Genomic DNA, 17,029 nt, shown 5'->3' on the forward strand with positions numbered 1-17,029 from the left:
TTCCTTGGGCAGTGCGAACTATTGCGATCGCTTCTGCCGAATGCCGCGAAACCACTGGGTCGCTATGTGTCGAAACCCACGAATACCGCCGCCTCGTCCACCCGCTTTCGGTTCGACACCACGGCGTTGGCGGGAAAGTCGTCATCCGGCCAGCCCAGCGCGATGCTCTTCAGGATCACCTGATCGTCAGGGATGTTGGCATGTTCCCGCACGACCGGCGACTGCATGATGCCCTGACTGTTGATGACCGAACCAAGCCCGCGCGACCAGGCCGCGGTGACCAGCGCATTGGTCACCGCGCCGCAATCGAACGGCGTATCGTCGCTGCCATCAAGCGCGCGATCGTAAGTGACGATAATGCACACCGGCGCATCGAACTGGCGAAAGCCGCGCATCACCCAATCGCTTCGCCGTGCTTGATCGTCGCGCGCGATGCCCATCGCGCCGAACAATTGCTTGGCGACGTCCACCTGACGCTCGCGGTGCGGGCCCGCGAACGCCTGCCCGGTACGGAACTCGCGCGATTGCGGCACGCCGGCGGCCATGCGCTCGCTGTTGCCCTGGCGAATGCGATCGAGCGGCTCGCCGGTGATCACGTAGAAATTCCATGGCTGCGTGTTCATCGAAGAAGGCGCGCGCGTGGCGAGCGCGATGATTTCCTCGATCAGCGGCCTGGGCACGGGATCCGGTTTGTATCCACGAATGCTCCGGCGCCCAATCACGACTTCGTCAAATAGCATCACTTGGCCTCGCGGATCGCAGGTTCGGACAGATAGCGCGTGACGATACTCCCTCCGATTAAGTCGATTCCCTTAATTGTCGAAGTGATCCGTGCCGCGCCGGCCTTTGTCAATCTCTCCCTGGCGCACAACGGCACCAGCGGGAGCGCCTGATGGGCCACCGGGATGAGTTCGCAATCGGTCGATCTCCTCCCCGCCGACTCCACACCGCGACACGCACCGTTGCACCGAACAAAACAGAAAAAACGGCTGCTCAGGTGTGATGATCGGATCGGTTCGCCGCAACGTGCACTCGAATTGTCCGCTCAGCCGATGGTTACACCGGGAGCGTTCATGCGCGAGAAAGGTTGATCTGAACACGCGAGACTCAACGGGGTCAGTTTAAAGGGAGACGCTCGATGCGCACCATTTCCAAAAGTCCAAGAGTTTGCTTCCCGCTTGCCATATTGGCCATCTCTGTATCGGGTAGCGTGTTTGCACAGCAGGAGAGCCCATCCGATTCCAATGTCGTCGTAACCGGCGTGCCCGCGCCCGATGCGTCGGCGATGACCCCGGGGCCCGAGGTCAAAGGCGTCATCTCCGCGCGTCATGGCGACAAGCTGAAGGTGAAGACCACGGACGGCAACAGTGTGGTTGTTGCCGTCAACGATGCCACGCGGATCAAGGCCGGAGGAGGTCTGTTCGGTGGCCGCAGCAAACTCGCCGCGGATTCGCTGCTCAACGGGCTGCCGGTGACTGTTAAAACGTTGCAAGCCGGCGGCGATCTGGTGGCAAGCCAGATCACATTTCGGAACAATGACTTAAAGACCGCTTCGATGATCCGGAACGCAACGGATCAACGCTTTGACGAACAGACCGCCGCAACGGAGTCGCTGCGCGGACGCTTGGGCGATATCGACAAATATAACATCAAGGGCACCACCAACGTGCACTTCGATACCGGCAAAGCGGTGCTGTCCGGTGCGGACAAGGCCGAACTCTGTTCGACCGCGAGCACCGCAGAAGCGACGGAAAACGCGCTGATCCTGGTTGTCGGCTACACGGATTCGACCGGCGGCGACGATTTCAATCAGCAGCTTAGCGAAAAGCGCGCCAACCGCGTGATCAATTATCTCCAGCAGGCCTGCGGCTGGAAACCCTATCGCATGCTCACCCCGACGGGGATGGCCAAGGCCGATCCGATGGCGAGCAACGATACCCCCGAAGGCAAGGCACAGAACCGCCGCGTCGCGGTGAATATCCTGGTTAGCAAAAGCGTCGACGGGATGTGAATTGCACTCGGCGGGTTTAGGCCGCCGAGACTAAGCATTCGGATATTCGAAAGAATTTCCGCAATGGGGTCGGGACGGAGCAATTCGCTCCCGACCCCATGTCCGCCGTCCCGCCGATCAGGCGCCGCGACTCCGCGCGGACACATTTTTTGACCCTTCTCTCCGCCCCCCGCTGGCCTGGAATCCGACCGGCGCTGACATTTGCCGTGGTGGAAGACCCTCGAATAGCGCGATCTGAGGCGGCTTCTCAGGCCGCGTGACCTACGCGGTTCCACGGCATGACGCGCAACAGCCGCGCCATCCCGCACCATCCCGTCGCCCCCGCCGTCATCAGCCCCGCGCCGACAAAGGCGGACAAGGCGGACAAGCCGAACAAGGCGGGCGCGACGAGAAAGCCGAGCACCACCCCGAGCAGGATGAGACCGCCGGCGACAAGCTGCACCTGTCGCATCAGTTCCAGCGGTTGCGCGCGATCGATCTTGGTCGGCAGCCCGGCCGTTCGCCACGCATCGATGCCGCCCGCGAGCAGATGGCACGGCGCGCCGGCAGCGGCAGCCGCAAGCGCGGCGGCATTGGCCTGCGTTCGTATGCCCGAACGACAGTGAAACACCAGCGGTTCGGCCGGAACTTCGCCGATCCGTGCGAGTGGTACATTCACCGCGCCCGGGATCTTCTCGCGCGCATATTCATCTGCATCGCGAATATCGATCAGCGTCGCGCCCTGCTCGACCAGCCGGCGCGCTTCGGCGGGAGGGATCGTCTCGATCATCATGCCGTCAATCCTTGCAATAAAGTTCGTAGAGACGGGCCATCAGCGCCTCGGTTCGCGGATCGGCGATCCGATACCAGAGCGTCTGGCTTTCGCGGCGGAAGGCGACGAGCCCCTCGTCCCGCATCCGCGCAAGATGTTGCGAACAGGCCGATTGCGACAACGCGACATCATGCGCGAGATCGCTCACCGACCTTTCGCGATGCTCCACCAGCTTGCACAGCAGCATCAGGCGGCGGGCATTGCCGATGGCCTTGAGCAACGCGGCAACCTCCGCGGCCTTCGCCTCGAAGGTCGCGAGGTCCAGCGGGGGGATCGGCATCGGACGCATACTCCATTAATAATTACTAATTTAGTATTTGATAATATATGGTCAAGGCATTGGAGATCGCGATGTCCGACAATCCGGCGATCGCAGCCTTCTTTGACGAACCCATCAATATGATCAGCTATTTGCTCGGCCGGTCGGAGCGGTCGACGGGGATGGGGCAAACTGCCGCCACGCCCGGATGCGGAACAAAAAAAGGGAGCGCCGATTGCTCGACGCTCCCGTTGGAGTTGATCAGATCGTCGCCGATCAGAACTTCAGACGCGCACCGATGGTGAACGACCGCCCGATCACATCATAGATGGTCGGGAAGGTGTTGCCGCCGTTGTAGGTCGTCCCGCCAACGCCGTTGCCGACGAGCGGCGGCTGCTTGTTGAACAGGTTGTTGACCGTCAGCGTCAGCTCCACGTTGTCGGTCGGGCTCACGCGCCCGGCCAGATCGAAATAGTCGTACGCCGGGATGTGGGTAAACGCCTCCTTGATCGAGCCGATCGCCGGACCACCCGGCTGCGGGACATTGCCCGGCAGACGCGCCGGAAGAGACGGCTCGAGCGACACGCGGCTGACATGCGACCAGATCAGCGAGACATCGAACTTGTCGGTGCCGTAACCAACACGGCTGTTCCAACGCCACTTCGCGCGCGGATTGGTGCAGCCACCGGAGCTGTAGTAGCCCGTGCAGTCGCGGTTGATCGAGTTCGGGTTGGCCTGGAAGTGGTAATAGTCGAGCAACGTCGCGTTGAAGTTGATCGTCAGATTACCCGGCACGTTGATACCAAGATCGTCCATCCGCGCGCGCTGCGAGATGCCGAAATCCCATCCTGCGGTTTCGATCACACCGAGGTTGGAATAGGTGAGGATCACGCCGGGCGTTTCGCCCGCCCCGTTCAAGCTGCCCGTCAGCGGGTTACGCTTGATGAGCTGACAGAACGAATTGTACGTCAGCGACGGATTGAGTGCCGTCGAGTAGCAGCCGTTCAGAATGTCGGCCTGCGCCGGCTGGGTGATCGCGTCACGGATGCGGATGTGGAAATAATCCGCGGTCAGCGAGAAGCCCGGCAGGAACGACGGCGTGATCGCCGCACCCAGCGTATAGGTGCGTGCTCGCTCCACGTTGAGGTCGCGGTTGCCCGAAGTCGTGGTGTTGATCTGGTTCGATGTCGGCTTGGCAATCGATCCGATTGCCGCAGCCGGAGCACCGGTCGCAACGCACAACGCGGTCAATTTCGGATTCCCGACCGGAAGTGTACCCTGACAGAAATCCTGGGTCAGGTTGCCCAGGCTCTGCACCGGCGACTGATACAGTTCCTGGATGTTCGGCGAGCGCACCGCGACCGTGTAGGTGCCGCGGAACTTGAAGCCCTGATAGGGTTCCCAGGTGCCGCCAGCCTTCCACGTCGTGCTGCCGCCCGTCGTGGTGTAATCCGAATAGCGGATGCCCGCTTCGGCCGTCAGGCGGTAGAAGAACGGCTTGTTTTCCACCAGCGGCGCCTTGATTTCGGCGAACACTTCCTTAACGCTGTATGCGCCGACATCTGCCGGAGTACGTGCGCCGGTGCCAAGGACTTCGCCCTGGATCTGCGACGGGTTGTCCGGCTGGGTACGCGCGGTGATCTTGCGATATTCGCCGCCAACCGCGAAGCCGATCTTGTGATCGGCGAACGGAACGGTGAACAGATCGCCGGTGATGCTGCCGGTGACGACCGTCTGCTGCACCTTGCGGTTGATCAGCGCGTTCAGATCGATGAACGCCACCTGATCCGGCGTAATGCTGCCATTCGGGCCGAACAGGTTGAGCGGAACGCAGCCGTTGCTCGTATCGGCGCAGACCAGCTGGCCGGCGGCGTTCTTGTACGAACGCAGTGCCTGCTGGACCTTGCTGAACGAACCCCAATGCTCGCGCGTCTGGTTCTGCGTCGTCTCACCATATTGCGCGGAAACGTCATAGCGCAGCGAATCGGTGATCGAGCCGCGGAAGCCACCGACAACCTGGAACATCTGTGATTCGATGTTGTTGCCGCGCGGCCCCATTTCGGTGATACGACGCTGAGGCTGAACCGCAATTTCGCGATAACCAGTGGTGCCTGGGCCGCCCTTTACCGCAGCGGCTGTCGCACAATCGGCAGCGGAGATGCTATATGCGCCGCAGAGCTGATTCAGAATACCCGTAGGAATGTATGGGTTATTAAGCGCCAGCTGGTAAGTATTGCTGAACGTGCCCGACGACGCGAGCTGGAGTCGGACAACGTTGCGGGTAAACATCGCGGTCGAATAGAATTCGACGCCGCTGCCGATTTCATAGCGGCTGGACGCATAAACGTTGATACGATCCAACGGCGTCTGGAAATAGGTGCCGATGTTCGTGTTATACGTGTCGGAAGCCACAGCCGCCTGGAGCAGACCAGTCGTGGGATTCACCACTGCGCCAAAATCACTTTTGCCCACCCCAAGCGCTGAGGTGCTCGGCAGGCCGAAGATCGTTACCTGCGCCGCTGCGGCGCCAGAGAAAGTCCCGGTGGCCGAACTGATCGGATAGGCACCGATGCTGCGTGCAGTGGTCGCCAGCGGATCGGCCTTGGTATAGCCGACGCTCAGCACCACGTTGCCGCGATTGTCGTCAAACGACGCGCCGACGGTGATGTCACCCTTGAAGCGGGTCGCATCGCCCTTCTCGGAAACGCGATAGCTGGTGGAGGCGGTGATGCCCTTGAAATCGCGCTTCGTGATGAAGTTGACGACGCCGGCAACCGCGTCCGCGCCATAGGTCGAGGATGCGCCACCCGTCAGGGTGTCGACACGCTCGATCAGCGCGACCGGGATGTTGTTGGTGTCAGTCAGGCCATCGAGACCGAACGGCACGAGACGGCGGCCATCGAGCAGCACGAGGGTGCGCTGGGCACCGATGCCGCGCAGTTCCAGCGTGGCCGAACCGTCCGAGCCGTTATTGACGCCCGGGCCGATGTTCGGACGCAGCGCCGGCATATCGCGCAGCAGTTCTTCAGCGGTAGCCGGTTGGCGAAGCTGGATATCGGCCGCGGAGATCACACTCACCGGGCTGGCATTTTCCAGGTCCGGGCGAGCGATGCGTGATCCGGTGACGACGATATCGGTCAGGTCAGTCGCCGCGCCCCCCGCGGTGCCTCCAGCCTCTTGCGCCAACACAGGCGACGCGGAAACCGCGCAGATGCCCGATGCCAAAACGGCAAGCGCGCACGATCGCATAATGTCTAGTCGTAGTTTCATTAATTCCCCCTCTTTGCCGCCCGGTAATATTGAATCGGGGCGGCACACCTCCTTGTGCCGGAGAGGGAAAAAGCGACAAGAGGAAGGTTACGGATCGGCCATTTTGTATCCGCCATGTGTCGCCCATGTTACACCACGGCAACATTGCTGTCTCAACGTACAGCTTCGCGTCGAGCGCTCCACGGCCGAAATACCTGCTTTAGGGTTTCACGAACCGCCCCTTTTTGGGCGCGTTGCCGCCGCGTCGACGCGGCGCAGAGCGTTCGCCGAAACGGATCTGCGCGCGACTTCGGTGATTTTCTCGCTACAATCGGTCCGCTCATTGCCCGACAATCGGAGAAATCATGCTGCCCGCGCGTACTTTCAGCGTTTCGATCAACCACGAATGGCAGGCTTTATATGAGCGGATCTGGCGTCCGGAATTCTTCCCGAAATGGGCCTCCGGACTGGCGCAATCGAACCTGCGGCAGGAACATGAGATTTGGCTGGCGGACGGTCCGGAAGGCCCGATCCGGATCCGGTTCACGCCGCACAATACCTTTGGCGTAATGGATCATTGGGTAGAGATTGGCGATGGAACGGAGGTTCACGTGCCGCTGCGCATCGTGGCCAATGGCGATGGCGCGGAGGTGATGCTGACGCTGTTCCGGCAGCCGGACATGGACGATGAAAAGTTCGCGGCCGATGCCCGATGGGTCAACCGCGATCTCAAGACATTGAAGGCGTTGGTGAGGCGCTAGGCGGCGTTTTCGAATGCGATGAGACGCGCTTCAGAGAGGCGCGTCCTTCCGGTGCGCTAAGTACGCCGCGCCGTTCCGAAAGAAAGGGCGCGGCGCAACACGAAGGGCGCGATCAGGCCTCCTGAATCGCCGTCAATTTCCAGACGCCGTCCACCCCGCGCACGAAGGTCCAATATTCCAGCGTTTCGCTGATGCCATCCCGCGCGCCTTCGGCGAGTGCGCCGGTGCCGCGATCGCGCATCACATCGCGGCTTTCGTAGCGCATCGCGATTGTCGCGTAATCCGTCCCCGCCTCGCTCCAGGCTTCGGAAACCTCGCCGTCGATCAGGCGTGTGTCGGTCACGTCGTTACGCAGCCCGTGCGTCGCGTTCTGGCTCAATTCCTCGGAGAGATAGGACATGATCTCCGGCGTAGTGAGCTGGCGCAGCCGCGCATAATCCTCACGCCCGAAAGCATCCTGCACTTCGACGAGCAGCCGCTCGAAATCCTGTTGGTCAGCCCCCGTGATCGCGAGATCCACGCCCTGCTCCGCCATTGGCTGGGACTGGAACTGGGGCTGCGGCGCGACGCCGCCCCATGGGTGCGCTGGCGATGGCGACGGGCTGAACCCGCTGACGTTCCCGACCATCGCCGGCGCGACCTGCGATTGCCGCCGACGCCGGAAAAAGCCGATCACCAGCCACAGCAAGCCGCCGATCAGCGCGATCTGGATCAGCGCTGCGAACAGCCCGCCACCGCCCTGCCCCCAGCCGCCGCCGAAGAAATGACCGATCAATCCCCCCGCAATGAGGCCGCCGAGCAGCCCGCCGCCGAAGCCGCCGAAACGACTGCCTCCTGGGCGAACGGCCTGATTCTGGCTGGCGGCCGGATTGTAACCGGGGCTCGCCTGCGTCGGCGAGCGCGGCGCCATGGAGCGCTCGACCGGCGGCACATAGCGTGGCGAGCTGTCCGTCTGGCGTGGCGCGGCATAGGTCCGCGAACCGCGACTGCCGAAGCTGCCGCCCCGTCGCGCGTCAGCCGCCGTGGCGACAACGCTCGACAGGCTCAACGCCACCATGGTCATAGCCATAACGCGGGCCGACTTCTTCTTCACAACCTATCTCCTTGGGGCGCTGATATAGGTGCGTAAAGCACCGCTTCCAATCCGCTGCAAAGTCGGATTCGCTTCAGACACAATTCGACACTCAGCATCCGGGTTTCAGCGTGCCCCCTCAACCGCACGCGCGACCTCGGGCAGTCCGCGCAAGACCGGCAGCACACAAAGCGCCACAACCGCGATCATGATGCCCGGCACCAGCGGAGAGCCGGTGCGCCCGATCAGCAGATGCGCGAGATAGGGCGTGAGACCACCGAACAACGCGGTGGCGGTGGTCGCGCCAAAGGCAAGGCCGCTTAGCCGCCCCTCCCCCGGAAACTGCTCAGCAGTCGCGACGGCCCCGACGGCGCTGACCGCGCCGCCCAGCGCGGCGAGCACGATCGCGCCGAGCAGCGCCATCCAGAATATTCCCTGCGCCATCAGGAAGAAGGTGAGGATCGGCAGGATGACGCCGGCAAGCGCGAGCGTCAGCAACAACGGCTTTCGCCCCAACCGGTCCGCGAGGAGGCCAACAAAGGGCGTGACGAGGATCACCACCGCCGCCGCCATCGTGGAAAGCCACAGCGCCTCCGCTTCGCTCATTGCGCTGACGCTGGTCATGAAGCTCGGAACATAGGTGATCCCGACATAATAAGTGATCGATCCCAGCGCCGATATCGCGAAGCCGCGGGCGATCGCGGGGCGATGCTGTCGCAGACTGAGCAGCAGCGGCCGCCGGGGTATGCTGGCGGCGACGCGTTGCCTGATGAAATCCGGCGATTCCTCAAGCGTCGAGCGCGCCAGCAGGATCAGGGCGGCCAGCCCCGCGCCGATCAGGAACGGGATGCGCCAGCCCCATAGATCAAGGCTTGCCCGGTCCATTGACGCGACGGTTAGCGCGGAAAGGCCGACCGCCAGCAATCCACCGACCTCGCTCGCCGCCGATGCCAGCGACGTGACGAAGCCGCGTCGTTCCGGCGGCGCCCCCTCCAGCAAATAGGCGACCACGCCCGTATATTCGCCGCCAACCGAGAACGCCATGAAACAGCGCAGCAGGAGCAGCAGCGCGCCGGCCAATGGACCGATCTGCGCATAAGTGGGCAACAACGCCGTCGCGAGCATCGCGGCCGTCATCATCGCCATCGACAACAGCATCGTCAGCCTGCGGCCGTGACGATCCCCGATATGACCGAAGACGATCGCGCCGAGCGGGCGCATCAGATAGGCGACCGCAAACCCCGCCAGCACTTCGCCCAGCGCCGCACTTCCGCCGCCGAAGAAGGTCCGCGACAGAACCGTCGCGAAATAGAGATAGAGCGTGAAATCATACCATTCGACGATGGTCGACAGCGCGGCGATCGCGATCGATCGCCTGGACATGCGGGGTGCCGGTTGCGATGCCGTGCGTTGCGTTTCCGGCCCCGTTCCCGGGACAACCAGCCTCGCGCCGAACGGCCCGTTCGTGCTCATGCGCCCGAAGCGCACGCGCGGCATGGCCAATCCAGCGATCCGGCCGTCATTCCACGCCCTTTCCGCCTCCCCGCGCTCCCCACTTGCACCCGATAGCGCAGGCGACGATCCACCGCCAAACGGAAAACCGGCGGCGGCGTGACGGTAAGCGCGACGGCAGCGCCGATCAGGCGTCGAGCGAGCCTGTCGATGTTGCGGCGTGGCCGCGCGCACCCGGTCGCAACAGGTGCCAGGCGAACAGCACCGGCTCGAGCAGCGCCATGCCGATCAGGATGCCGACCAGCCGATCCCATGCCGGCGCCATCGCGGCATCGGCATAACTGTCTGGCACCAGCGTCACGAGAATCGCCAGCGTGAATTGCGTGCCGATATAGGCAAGTCCGGTCTTCCCATTCTCGATATGGCGGCCGAGCAGCACCCCGAGCATCGTCCCGGCGATCAGCACCGACGGGTTTCCCTGCGCGATGAGCAGCACCGCACCGGCGAGCATCGCACCGGCGAGACAACCGGCTATCCGATGGATGATACGCCGGCTCACCGTCGCAAAGCCGCCCGCGCCCATGCTCGATATCGGCACCAGCATCACCGCCATGATGGTCACCGCGCTTTGGGCGAGTTCGGGAATGCGCGCCCAGCTCCACAGCCATGGGAGCAGCGCCAATGCCAGCGCCGCCTGACCGGCATGGCGCGCGGCATGCGGATGCCAGCCGCCGGGCAATTGCGGCGCCGGGCTGGTGCCCGCCGGCCAGCGTCGCCGGGCGCTCACTTGTGAGATCAGATTGACGATCAGGCAGGCGGCCGTGCCAGCCACCACCTCCAGCAGCCGCGTCTCGGCGAACTCGTTCAAGATCCGTCCGGGGTGCTCGATACTGTCGAGCAGGATCATCTCGAACGTCAGGCCGACGAACAGCCACGCATAAGCGCGCTTGCCGGTTAACGCGCCATAGAGCGATGCGCCGCCGATCAATGCGGCGGCGATCGAGGCAAGCGGCGTGGAGCGCGCCGCGATCGGGATCACGATCAACGCGATCGCCGCGCCGAGCCCGGTGCCGACGATGCGCAACGCGCCCCGCGTCAGGCTTTCCGACAGATGGCTGCGCATCACCATATAGCCGGAGAACGCCGCCCAGCTCACATTCCGCGCGCCCAGCAGATGCGCGAACAGGATCGCAAGCAGGACGGAGAGGATACACTCCACCTCGTCCAGCAATCGTGGCCCCGGCGTCACCAGAGCACGCGCCTGCGCGGCGATGCGAGACCGAATGGCGGAGGTCGGCAATGTCACCCGATCGGCAATAATGGCCCGTGGCGGGATGGCCAATGGCGCGATTGCCGACACGAACGTCATCAGGCTCCCCCGCCGCCTTGCCGCCCCGCGCGATTGCCGCCATCATCGCGTTTCTAAACGCTGGAGGCATGTTTGATCCGACCCTTTGGACTGGCGATTTTGTTCGTCGCAGCACCCCTTGCCGCCGCCGCGCCAGCTCCAACCGCCACAATCGATGCCTTCCGTGGCAGCGAGGCGCGTGACGGCCTGCTCGCGGTGCATGTCGACAAGGCCGGTGGCCGCATCCTGCTTACGCTTCCCGCTCCGGCTGCGGACGGCGCATCGGCGCGGCTCCTCTATACGACCGCGCTGCGCACCGGGCTCGGCTCGGCACCCACCTTCCTCGATCGCGGGCGCGTGAGCGAGGGGCGCATTCTCGCCTTCCGCCCGATCGGCAAGAAGGTTGCGCTCCAGTTCGAGAATCCGCGTTTTCGCGCTGCCGGCGCGCGTGCCAATCGCGGCGATTTCGGTATTTCGACCGTGTGGATGGGCGACATCGTGGAACGGCTGCCCGGCGGCGCGCTGGTGATCGACATCGCGCCCTTCCTCGCGCAGGACACGCTCGGCATCGCCAAGTCGCTCAATCAGGAAAGCAGCGCGATCGTCGCCGGCGAGGCGCAGGGCGCGGGCAAGGCGTTCCGCCTCGATGACAAGCGCAGCGCGGCCGATCCCGGCTCGGTCAAGGTCTTCCCCGACAATATCGAGATCGACGCGATCCAGACCTTCGCGTCCGACAAGCCGGGTGACGAGGTCGAGAATATCGTTCCCGATCCGCACAATGTCAGCTTCACCGTGCACCACAGCTTCGTGCGACTGCCCGGCCCGGGCTTTGTGCCGCGTGCCTTCGATCCACGGATCGGCGGCTTTTCAACGCAGGTGGTGGATTTCGCCGCGCCGCTCGGCACCGATGCAGTGCGCGATCTCGCCAACCGGTTCCGGCTCGAAAAGGTCGATCCCGGCGCGGCGCGTTCCCGCGTCAAGAAGCCGATCGTCTTCTATCTCGATCGCGACACGCCCGAGCCGATCCGCAGCGCGCTGCTGAAAGGCATCAACTGGTGGGGGCAGGCGTTCGACGACGCCGGTTATATCGATGCCTTCCGGGGCGAGCTGCTCCCAGAGGGCGCGGACCCGATGGATGTGCGCTACAATATCGTCAATTGGGTCGATCGCGCGACGCGCGGCTGGTCTTATGGGCAGGAAATCGTCGATCCCCGCACCGGAGAAATCGTCAAGGGCATGGTCGTGCTCGGCTCGCTGCGCGCACGGCAGGATATCCAGATATTCGAAGGGTTGGTCGGCGCTGCGTCGATGGGGGATGGCAGCCCGAACGATCCAATCCGCGTCGCGCTCGCCCGGCTAAGCCAATTGGGCGCGCATGAGGTTGGCCATTCGCTCGGCTTCGCGCACAATTTCGCCGCCAGCACGCAGGATCGCGCCTCGGTGATGGACTATCCCGCGCCGCGCATCGCGCTGGTCGGCGGCAAGCCCGATCTGTCCGACGCTTACGGCACGGGCGTGGGCAAATGGGATGTGGCCACGGTGGGCTGGCTCTATGGCGACGATGCAAAGGCCGATGCGCGCGCCACCGCTGCTGTCGCGGCCGGGCTGCGATACGTGCCCGATGACAACGCCCGCGCGCCCGATACCGCGCAGCCATGGGGCGCGTTGTGGGACGACGGCGCCGATCCGACCGTGGAACTCACCCGGCTGATGCAAGTGCGACGTGCGGCGATCGATCGTTTCGGGCTGGCGAACCTCGGCGCGGGCGAACCTGTCGCCAATCTGCGTCGGCGGTTCGTGCCGGTGTGGCTGTTGCACCGCTATCAGGTGGTTGCCGCCGCCAAGTCGGTCGGCGGGGTGGATTTCTCCTATGCCGTCTCCGGGGACGGGCGTGAGGCGGCGATGCCGGTCGCTGCCGAGCGCCAGCGCGCCGCGCTTTCCGCGCTGCTCACGACGCTCGCGCCCGATCAGTTGCGCGTGCCGCCGTCATTGCCGCCGCTGCTATCCGCGGCGCGCAACGGCAGCGACAATCGCCAATATGACATCGAGCTGTTCGCGACCGCCGGCGGCCCGGTGTTCGATCCGCTGATCGCGGCGGACGTCGCGGCTGAGGTGACGCTCAACACGCTGCTCGCGCCGAGCCGGCTGCAACGAATTGTCGTTCAGCATGCCGCCGATCCTGGCGCGCTCGGGCTGGATGAACTGCTCGACCGGCTGCTCACCGCGACGCTTCCCGCGCAAACCGATACGCTCCAGCGACGCATCGCCTATCGTACCATCGTCACGCTCGCGCAGGTCGCGCACCGGCCGAAGACCAGCCCCGAGGTCGCGGGCACGATCAACGCGCGGTTGCGGCGGATCGCCGAGCAACTCGCGCAGCGGCGCGGCGCGGACGCCGACTGGGCGGGCGATCTGGCGCGCCGCCTCGATGATCCGCGCGCGCTCGAGAAGCTCGTCGCCGAACAGCCGCGCACCAGCACGATCCCGCCCGGCGACCCGATCGGCGGCGGCGAAGACGATTGGATGGACGTCGCGACTCTGAGGTGAGCTTCTCGCCCTGGCCTCTCAACACGTCCGACAAAGGGGCAATTAGCGCAGGCGTACCGGCATCTTGTGATAGCCCGTGAACATCAGGCCATCGCGGGGTGTCGGTTCGCCGGATAACTCGATCGTACCGACCCGCCGGACGAGCGTTTCAAAGGCAATTCGCCCCTCCAGCCGCGCGACTGCCTGACCAAGGCACAAATGGAATCCCGCGCCAAAAGCGAGATGCTGTTTGGCATTGTCACGGGTGATATCCAGCCGATCCGGATCGGCGAACACCGATGGATCGCGATTGGCGGCCGCCAGCGACAGAATCAGGAAGGCGCCCTTGGGAATATTTGTCGTGCCAAAGGCGACGTTTTCCGACGTTTCCCGAAACAGCACATAGACTGACGGATCGTAACGCAGGAATTCCTCGACGGCATTCTCGGCGAGCGTGGGCGTGTCGCGCAGCAATTGCAGCTGATCGGGATTGCGGATCAGCGCGAGCATACCATTGCCGAGCAGATGGGTGGTGGTTTCATGACCCGCGACGAGCAGGGTTATGGAACCCCAGATGACCTCTTCGGGCCTGATTTTCTCCGCGTCGGCCGCCTCGATGAGCGTGGAAATCAGATCGTCGCCGGGGCTTTTCCGTCGACCGGCCACGATCTCTTCGAGATATTTGTATAAATCCGCGGTCGCCTTGTCCGCAGCGGCCAGTCCATTCGGATCGGCCGACAGCTCGAGGCCGACAAGCATGGCGGCCGACCAGCCGGCAAACAGATGCTCGTCTTCCAGCGGGATGTTCAGCATCTGGCAGATGATCGCCACGGGCAGCGGCAGGGCGAAATCATGGATGAAATCGCATTCGCCCTTTTCCAGCATCTGATCGATCAGCCGGTCGCAGCTTTTTTGCATCGCCGGCATCAGTTGCTCGACGCGCCGGGGCGCGAAAGCGCGCGCCATTGCGCGACGGTATCGCGTGTTATCGGGCGGATTGAGGCCGATCATATTGTTGCGCGCAAACGCCTCGGACATACTGCCGGGCTCTCTGCGCGCGATAGAGGCTTCGATCGGACGACGGAATGCTTCGAGATCGGTGAGCGCGCGTTTCACATCATGATAGCCGCAAAGCAGATACCTGCCGCCATCCAGTGCGGTAATCGGCTGGGTTTGCAGGAGCTGTTGGTAAATCGCGATGCTGTTGCGCCGGAATTCCGGGGACAGCGGATCGATCTTAAGGGGTGCGTTCATCAACCCTCTCCAGCCACGATATATTTAGTTACCTAACATATTACATCGGTCAGGCTGACTGTCAAATTATCGAAAGAACAAAGACGTTTTCAGGCGCATCTGGACGGGCGGCGCGGCGTGCCGCTAGGCTTGCGGGAACATCCGGGAGAGAATTTATGCGTGCACCTGCTTTTGCTTCACTTGCCCTTGCCCTCCTGCCCGCGATGGCGATGGCCGCCGAGCCCGCGCCATCGTCGGCATTACTCGCGGCGGTGAAGGCACCGAGCCGCACGACGGCCAATATTGCCCGCGATCGCTATCGCCATCCGGCCGAAACGCTCGCCTTCTTCGGCGTCAAGCCGACCGACACCGTCGTAGAGATCTGGCCGTCCGGTGGATGGTATACCGAGATTCTGGCGCCCTATGTGATGAAGCGCGGCGTGCTTTACGCGGCGGCGGCCAACGACAAGGGCCTGAACGGCGTGCGTGCGCTCGCGACCGCGCATCCGTCGGTTTACAAAGGCCTGCGCCACGCGACCTTCCCCGCAGCAGCCGGGCAGGCCGGGGTTCCCAACGGCACCGCCGACGTGGTCCTCACCTTCCGCAACGTCCATAATTGGCGCTTCGGCGCGACCGATCAGACACAGGCCGCGTTCGATCAGATGTTCGCCATGCTGAAACCGGGCGGCGTGCTTGGTGTCGAGGAACATCATTTGCCCGAGGATCAGGTCGGCGTCGAAGAGGGCAAGAGCGGCTATATGAAACGCTCGTCGGTGATCGCTTATGCGACGAAGGCGGGTTTCAAGTTCGCGGGCGAAAGCAAGGTCAACGCCAACCCCAAGGATACGCACGATTATCCGGGCGGCGTCTGGACGCTGCCGCCGAGCTACGCCGAAAAGGACAAGGATCGCGCGCGTTACGCCGCGATCGGTGAGAGCGATCGTATGACGCTCAAATTCGTCAAACCGCGCTGAAACGCGCCATCGTCACATAAGAGGAATCGGGTGGGCGCCTGCGGCAAGGCGCCCACCTGCACCCTCAGGTCAGCGCGGAATAGATCAGCGTCTTCAGCTCGCGGCGGATCGGATAAAGCGACGATGGGCTCAATTGCGTCATGAACACCATGTGCATCCGCTCGACCGGATCGACGAAGAACGACGTCGAGAAGATTCCGCCCCAATAATATTCCCCCGCCGTTCCCGGGATCATCGCGCGCGCCAGATCCTGCGTCACCGCGAAGCCGAGGCCGAAGCCGGTGCCGGCATTCTGCGTTTCGCTGAACATCGATCGCGACATGCTCGACAAATCGGATTTCCCCGGCAGGTGGTTCATCGTCATCAGATCGAGCGTCTTGCGACCGAGGATGCGGGCGCCATCCAGTTCGCCGCCATTGGCGCACATCTGGCAAAAACGATGATAGTCCAGCGCGGTGGATACGAGGCCGCCACCGCCTGAAAACAGCGTCGGCGTGGCCCGCCACATGCTGCTTTCCGCACGATCGTATATCACGCGGCCCTGCGCCGGCCCGGCCCAATTATAGCAATCGGTCAACCGGTCCGCCTTGCTTGCGGGCACGACGAAGCCGGTGTCGTCCATCTTCAGCGGCTTGAAGATCTTTTCCGCGAAATACCGGTCCAGCGGCAAGCCGGACACGCGCTGGATGACCGCGCCCAGCACATCGGTCGACACCGAATAATTCCACGCCGCACCCGGCGAGAATTCGAGCGGCTGCCTGGCCAGTTCCGCCACCCACCCGTCAAGATCATTGCCGCCGTACCAATTGTCGACCCTGTCGGCGTCGACCTTCTCCGCACGATAGGCCGCATCGACGTTACCGCGGTTCTGAAAGCCATAGGTCAGCCCCGAGGTGTGCCGCAGCAGATCGATCATCCGCATCGGCTCCGCCATCGGCGTCGTCGGCAGAAACGGCACGCTGCCGCCGCCACCATTATAGACCCCGGTATCCGCAAACTCCGGCAGGACGTGATGCACCGGCGTGTCGAGCGCAACGCTGCCTTCCTCCACCAGCATCATGAACGCGATCGAGGTGACGGGCTTCGTCATGCTCGCAATGCGGAAGATCGAACCCTCGTCGATCGGCTTGGCCGACCCTTCGCACGCCGCTCCCTGGCTGGAGAAATGCACGATCTCGCCGTCGCGGCTGATCAATAGCTGGGCGTTCGGCAGCTTCCCCGTATCGAGATAGCGATCCTTCAGAAATGCATCGATCCGATTAAGGCGGGTGGCGTCGAAGCCGTATTTTTCAGGCGTTTTCTTCAGCATCGCTCGTCCTTATCGCGGGGTAGA

The 17,029-nt window shown here is 63.5% G+C and carries 13 protein-coding genes; 4 read left to right on the top strand and 9 right to left on the bottom strand.

All coding sequences use genetic code 11. The annotated features are described in order from the left end of the window. Positions 1-62: 62 nt before the first annotated feature. Positions 63-740 carry a nitroreductase gene (locus P0Y64_03360; GenBank protein ID WEK43880.1) on the bottom strand — a complete coding sequence of 226 codons (678 nt, stop codon included), beginning with the start codon at positions 738-740 and terminating at the stop codon, positions 63-65. 398 nt (positions 741-1,138) lie between these two features. Between P0Y64_03360 and P0Y64_03365 the strand changes: the two genes are divergently transcribed. Continuing rightward, entirely contained in the window at positions 1,139-2,011 is an 873-nt protein-coding gene (locus P0Y64_03365; protein ID WEK43881.1) for an OmpA family protein, read from the top strand. Positions 2,012-2,258: 247 nt separating this feature from the next. Here the strand turns inward: P0Y64_03365 and P0Y64_03370 are convergent, their stop codons facing one another. From P0Y64_03370 to P0Y64_03380, 3 genes are all read right to left on the bottom strand, one after another. Further along, positions 2,259-2,783 carry a rhodanese family protein gene (locus P0Y64_03370; protein ID WEK43882.1) on the bottom strand — a complete coding sequence of 175 codons (525 nt, stop codon included), beginning with the start codon at positions 2,781-2,783 and terminating at the stop codon, positions 2,259-2,261. Positions 2,784-2,787: 4 nt separating this feature from the next. Next, positions 2,788-3,102, bottom strand: a complete 315-nt coding sequence (locus P0Y64_03375) for a metalloregulator ArsR/SmtB family transcription factor (protein WEK43883.1) — start codon at positions 3,100-3,102, stop codon at positions 2,788-2,790. A gap of 255 nt (positions 3,103-3,357) precedes the next feature. Then, positions 3,358-6,351 carry a TonB-dependent receptor gene (locus tag P0Y64_03380; GenBank protein WEK43884.1) on the bottom strand — a complete coding sequence of 998 codons (2,994 nt, stop codon included), beginning with the start codon at positions 6,349-6,351 and terminating at the stop codon, positions 3,358-3,360. Positions 6,352-6,695: 344 nt separating this feature from the next. Here P0Y64_03380 and P0Y64_03385 point away from each other — a divergent pair, with 344 nt between their 5' ends. Further along, entirely contained in the window at positions 6,696-7,091 is a 396-nt protein-coding gene (locus P0Y64_03385; protein ID WEK43885.1) for a polyketide cyclase, read from the top strand. Positions 7,092-7,203: 112 nt separating this feature from the next. Here P0Y64_03385 and P0Y64_03390 read toward each other — a convergent pair whose 3' ends face one another. The 3 genes from P0Y64_03390 to P0Y64_03400 form a co-directional block, all read right to left on the bottom strand. Beyond that, a complete protein-coding gene (locus P0Y64_03390; protein WEK43886.1) occupies positions 7,204-8,184 on the bottom strand; it encodes a TIM44-like domain-containing protein in 981 nt (326 codons plus the stop codon). Positions 8,185-8,289: 105 nt separating this feature from the next. Continuing rightward, positions 8,290-9,546, bottom strand: coding sequence for an MFS transporter (locus P0Y64_03395; GenBank protein WEK43887.1), 1,257 nt, complete (start codon positions 9,544-9,546; stop codon positions 8,290-8,292). Positions 9,547-9,802: 256 nt separating this feature from the next. Beyond that, positions 9,803-10,984, bottom strand: a complete 1,182-nt coding sequence (locus P0Y64_03400; GenBank protein ID WEK43888.1) for an FUSC family protein — start codon at positions 10,982-10,984, stop codon at positions 9,803-9,805. A 72-nt stretch (positions 10,985-11,056) separates the two neighbouring features. Between P0Y64_03400 and P0Y64_03405 the strand changes: the two genes are divergently transcribed. After that, positions 11,057-13,510, top strand: a complete 2,454-nt coding sequence (locus P0Y64_03405; GenBank protein ID WEK43889.1) for a zinc-dependent metalloprotease — start codon at positions 11,057-11,059, stop codon at positions 13,508-13,510. Between the two features lie 42 nt (positions 13,511-13,552). Here the strand turns inward: P0Y64_03405 and P0Y64_03410 are convergent, their stop codons facing one another. Continuing rightward, the gene (locus tag P0Y64_03410) at positions 13,553-14,743 is read right to left on the bottom strand and encodes a cytochrome P450 (GenBank protein WEK43890.1); all 1,191 of its coding nucleotides are present in this window, start codon (positions 14,741-14,743) and stop codon (positions 13,553-13,555) included. Positions 14,744-14,898: 155 nt separating this feature from the next. Between P0Y64_03410 and P0Y64_03415 the strand changes: the two genes are divergently transcribed. Next, a complete protein-coding gene (locus P0Y64_03415) occupies positions 14,899-15,696 on the top strand; it encodes a methyltransferase (GenBank protein ID WEK43891.1) in 798 nt (265 codons plus the stop codon). A 64-nt stretch (positions 15,697-15,760) separates the two neighbouring features. Here P0Y64_03415 and P0Y64_03420 read toward each other — a convergent pair whose 3' ends face one another. Then, complete coding sequence (locus P0Y64_03420; protein WEK43892.1) at positions 15,761-17,005, bottom strand: serine hydrolase; 1,245 nt, start codon at positions 17,003-17,005, stop codon at positions 15,761-15,763. Positions 17,006-17,029: the final 24 nt, after the last annotated feature.

It is taken from the genome of Candidatus Sphingomonas colombiensis, assembly GCA_029202845.1.
Classification (GTDB): domain Bacteria; phylum Pseudomonadota; class Alphaproteobacteria; order Sphingomonadales; family Sphingomonadaceae; genus Sphingomonas; species Sphingomonas colombiensis.

Excerpts from the sequence above, each read along its gene's own strand:
- P0Y64_03365 (WEK43881.1), top strand. The coding sequence starts at position 1,139 with ATGCGCACCATTTCCAAAAGTCCAAGAGTTTGCTTCCCGCTTGCCATA.
- P0Y64_03380 (WEK43884.1), bottom strand. The coding sequence starts at position 6,351 with ATGAAACTACGACTAGACATTATGCGATCGTGCGCGCTTGCCGTTTTG.
- P0Y64_03410 (WEK43890.1), bottom strand. The coding sequence starts at position 14,743 with ATGAACGCACCCCTTAAGATCGATCCGCTGTCCCCGGAATTCCGGCGC.
- P0Y64_03370 (WEK43882.1), bottom strand. The coding sequence starts at position 2,783 with ATGATGATCGAGACGATCCCTCCCGCCGAAGCGCGCCGGCTGGTCGAG.
- P0Y64_03415 (WEK43891.1), top strand. The coding sequence starts at position 14,899 with ATGCGTGCACCTGCTTTTGCTTCACTTGCCCTTGCCCTCCTGCCCGCG.
- P0Y64_03395 (WEK43887.1), bottom strand. The coding sequence starts at position 9,546 with ATGTCCAGGCGATCGATCGCGATCGCCGCGCTGTCGACCATCGTCGAA.
- P0Y64_03420 (WEK43892.1), bottom strand. The coding sequence starts at position 17,005 with ATGCTGAAGAAAACGCCTGAAAAATACGGCTTCGACGCCACCCGCCTT.
- P0Y64_03385 (WEK43885.1), top strand. The coding sequence starts at position 6,696 with ATGCTGCCCGCGCGTACTTTCAGCGTTTCGATCAACCACGAATGGCAG.
- P0Y64_03360 (WEK43880.1), bottom strand. The coding sequence starts at position 740 with ATGCTATTTGACGAAGTCGTGATTGGGCGCCGGAGCATTCGTGGATAC.
- P0Y64_03400 (WEK43888.1), bottom strand. The coding sequence starts at position 10,984 with ATGACGTTCGTGTCGGCAATCGCGCCATTGGCCATCCCGCCACGGGCC.
- P0Y64_03375 (WEK43883.1), bottom strand. The coding sequence starts at position 3,102 with ATGCCGATCCCCCCGCTGGACCTCGCGACCTTCGAGGCGAAGGCCGCG.